This window comes from Streptomyces fuscigenes (assembly GCF_021556455.1).
GTDB lineage: Bacteria > Actinomycetota > Actinomycetes > Streptomycetales > Streptomycetaceae > Streptomyces > Streptomyces fuscigenes.
In genome coordinates this window covers 1-1,988 of record NZ_JAKGCV010000681.1, presented here as the reverse complement: position 1 = coordinate 1,988, position 1,988 = coordinate 1, and the positions used below count along the sequence as shown (strand labels likewise).

Genomic DNA, 1,988 nt, shown 5'->3' with positions numbered 1-1,988 from the left:
GCCGCGCCCGCGGGGCTCCCGACCGCCGCCTCCTGTCCGCCGCGCTTCCGGCCCCCGCGACAATGGGGGCCGGGGGCGCGGCAGGCGCGTGCCGGCGCGCGGAACGCACAGGAACGCAGAGGTACGACATGGCGGAGCAGGGCACCCCCCTTGCGGGGTTCACCGTGGGGATCACCGCCGCCCGGCGGGCCGAGGAGCAGGCCGCGCTGATCACGCGGCGCGGCGGCGAGGCGGTCCTCGCCCCCGCCATGCGGACGGTCCCGCTCGCCGACGACGCCCGGCTGCGGGCAGCCACCCGCTCCCTGATCGAGGTCCCGCCCGACACCGTCGTCGCCACCACCGCCGTCGGCTTCCGCGGCTGGCTGGAGGCCGCGGCGGGCTGGGACGAGCAGGACGCCCTGCTGGAGCGGCTGCGCGGCGCCCGGCTGTACGCGCGCGGGCCCAAGGTGACCGGCGCGGTGCGCGCTGCGGGCCTGCGCGAGGACTGGGCCCCCGCCTCCGAATCGCTGGCCGAGGTCTTGGCGCGGCTCGTCGCGGAGGGCGCCGCCGGCCGCCGGATCGCCCTCCAACTGCACGGCGACCCCCTGCACGCCTTCCGCGAGACCCTCACGGCGGCGGGCGCCGACGTCGTCGCCGTCCCCGTCTACCGCTGGCTGCCGCCGCTCGACCCCGGGCCGCTCGACGGCCTCCTCGACCGGATCACCCGCCGCACGGTGCACGCCGTCACCTTCACCAGCGCGCCCGCCGCCGCGTCCCTGCTCGCCCGGGCCGGGGAGCGGGGGGTGCTCGGCCCCGTGCTGGAGGCGCTCGGCCACGACGTGCTCGCCGCCTGCGTGGGTTCCGTCACGGCGGCACCGCTGGAGGAGCGCGGCGTGCCGACGCTCCAGCCGGAGCGCTTCCGCCTCGGCCCCCTCGTCCAGCTGCTCTGCGACGAGCTGCCCGCCCGCGCGGCCGGCCGCTGACGGTCCGAGCCCGCCCGCCGGGACGCGCCCGGCCCGCGGGTGCCGGCGCCGGTGTTGTGAAGGACACGAAAGTTTTTCGCCGGGGGTTGAGCGCGGGCCCCTCCGCGTTCGTAGTGAAGGGCGTAAGCAGCCACATCAGGTCTCGACCAGGAGGTTCGGGTGCGCGAGGATGCCGCCGTGGCCGACGGCCGTCCCAGGCGGGACCGGCGCCGTACAGAGGCGCCCCGCGGCTCCGCCGCGCCGGACGAGGACCTCATGCGCGCCCTGTACCAGGAGCACGCCGGCCCTCTCCTCGCCTACGTCCTGCGCCTGGTTGCGGGCGATCGGCAGCGCGCGGAGGACGTCGTGCAGGAGACGCTCATCCGCGCCTGGAAGAATGCGGGGCAGCTGGATCGGACGACGGGATCCGTCCGCCCCTGGCTGGTCACGGTGGCACGCCGTATCGTCATCGACGGCCACCGGAGCAGGCAGGCCAGGCCGCAGGAGGTCGACCCGTCGCCGCTCGAGGTCATGCCCGCGGAGGACGAGATCGACAAGGCGCTCTGGCTGATGACGCTCTCGGACGCACTCGAGGACCTGACACCCGCACACCGCGAAGTACTGATCGAGACGTACTTCAAGGGGCGGACGGTCAACGAGGCGGCCGAGACGCTCGGCATACCCAGTGGGACGGTGAGGTCGCGGGTCTTCTACGCGCTCCGTTCCATGAAGCTCGCGTTGGAGGAGAGGGGGGTCTCGGCATGACGACGCACGACGTTTCCGGCGTCTCCGGCGCCGACGAGGACGGTCCGCTGCACGACGCGGTCGGCGCCTACGTCCTGGGCGTGCTCGACGAGGCCGACGCCACCGCGTTCGAGGAACACCTGGCGGGCTGCGAGCTGTGCGCGGCCCGGCTGGAGGAGTTCTCCGGCATGGAGCCCATGCTGGCGCTGCTCGCCGACGGCCCCGGCGCGTTCCCGGGGGCCGCGGCCCCCGACGCGTACGCGCCCGGCCGGGAGCCGGCCGTGCCGCCACCTGCCGCCGCCG

2 protein-coding genes and 1 pseudogene are annotated in these 1,988 nt (G+C 76.0%); all 3 read left to right on the top strand.

The features are described from left to right. Positions 1 to 128: 128 nt before the first annotated feature. A pseudogene (locus tag L1885_RS27700) lies at positions 129 to 950 on the top strand (uroporphyrinogen-III synthase); the annotation flags it as partial. A 171-nt stretch (positions 951 to 1,121) separates the two neighbouring features. After that, the gene (locus L1885_RS27695) at positions 1,122 to 1,706 is read left to right on the top strand and encodes a sigma-70 family RNA polymerase sigma factor (protein WP_235799891.1); all 585 of its coding nucleotides are present in this window, start codon (positions 1,122 to 1,124) and stop codon (positions 1,704 to 1,706) included. Next, positions 1,703 to 1,988, top strand: a 286-nt coding sequence (locus L1885_RS27690) for an anti-sigma factor family protein (RefSeq protein WP_235799890.1), incomplete at its 3' end; no start/stop codon positions are given. The genes L1885_RS27695 and L1885_RS27690, both read left to right, overlap by 4 nt.